This is a genomic window from Candidatus Phytoplasma citri (assembly GCF_002009625.1).
Lineage (GTDB): Bacteria > Bacillota_I > Bacilli_A > Acholeplasmatales > Acholeplasmataceae > Phytoplasma > Phytoplasma citri.
The window spans coordinates 1-1,267 of the sequence record NZ_MWKN01000049.1; the positions used below are offsets into that span (position 1 = coordinate 1).

The 1,267-nt window shown below is 22.6% G+C and carries 2 protein-coding genes; both read right to left on the minus strand.

The features are described 5' to 3' along the window. Positions 1-52: 52 nt before the first annotated feature. Positions 53-661: a tRNA (adenosine(37)-N6)-threonylcarbamoyltransferase complex dimerization subunit type 1 TsaB gene (gene tsaB, locus B2G44_RS01660; RefSeq protein ID WP_078123114.1), complete on the minus strand. Its 609-nt coding sequence runs from the start codon at positions 659-661 to the stop codon at positions 53-55. Next, positions 658-1,137, minus strand: a complete 480-nt coding sequence (gene tsaE, locus B2G44_RS01665) for a tRNA (adenosine(37)-N6)-threonylcarbamoyltransferase complex ATPase subunit type 1 TsaE (RefSeq protein WP_180372472.1) — start codon at positions 1,135-1,137, stop codon at positions 658-660. The genes tsaB and tsaE overlap by 4 nt, the downstream gene beginning before the upstream one ends. Between the last annotated feature and the right edge of the window lie 130 nt (positions 1,138-1,267).

Genomic DNA, 1,267 nt, shown 5'->3' on the forward strand with positions numbered 1-1,267 from the left:
TATCATGTTTTATTATATTTGATTAAATAAATAGTAAAATTATTTCTATCTTTTAAAACCAACTAGAACAACAATAATTCGGAGACAATTCATGAGGATTATCAACAATATCCAAATAATTCAATATTTTAAACAAAGAAATTTTATAATTTAAAGAACTTAATAAAATATGATTCGGATAATTAAAAAGAAAATCTGAAGAATATCTTGATTCTTGTAAAATAATTCTGTTGTTTTGGAAACTAATAGCATAAAAATAATCTGAATTAATTTTAATTTTCGGAGTCAAACGATTTCGATCAAAACCACTAGATAACAACAATAAACTACTAATCTTAAATAAAGGAATTTTTAATTCTAAAGCTAATAATTTCGAAGTTAAAACCCCTATTTTAGTACCAGTATAAGAACCCGGACCACAACCTACTATAATTTTCTTTATGTTAAATAAGTGTATAGAATTAGCTTGTAAAATCTTATTAATTAACGGTATCATACAAGATACAAAACTTTTAGGTTTAACATTAATACTTATATCTAGAATCTCTTGTTCACGCGTCAAAATAACTATTTGCATATCTGTTGAAGTATCTATAATTAAAATATTTTCTTTAAAAAATAATGGATAATTATATATTTTTTTTTCTATTTTGTTTATCATAATCTTTTTTTATTAATTTGCAACTTTTTTTGTTCTATTGTGATTAACCTACTATTACATTTTAAAAATTTAATTTCAATTTTGAAATCACATAATTTTTCGATTTCATTATTTAAATAAGTAGATTCTATTAAAAGAATATCCCCTGTACTTAAATATTCAAATACTTCTTCTAATAAAAAAACTAATTTACTATTATTTTCAAAACGAAAAAGATCCATATGAAATAATTTATTGTTATTAAAGTTATAAATTTTAAAAAAATTAAAACTCGGACTATTAATCCTTAAAATTCCTAACTTCTGAGCAAAACCTTTGACAAAAATAGTCTTACCTATTCCCATTGATCCTTGAATAAGTATAATATTTTTTTTTCTTTTATATAAATTCGTAAATATAATTTTTTGGGCTAAAAAAATACCAGCCATTTTAGTTTGTATCGATTTTAAACATATTTTATTATAAATAATTTTCATTTTTAATTCCATTTTTTTTAATATACAGATAGACTAATTGCGTTTTATGCAGCGATTTATCTTTGCTGTTTTATTTACAATCAGCCCCCGTCCAAACGGTGCGAGCAAGTTTCCAAGCACACCGCTTTCC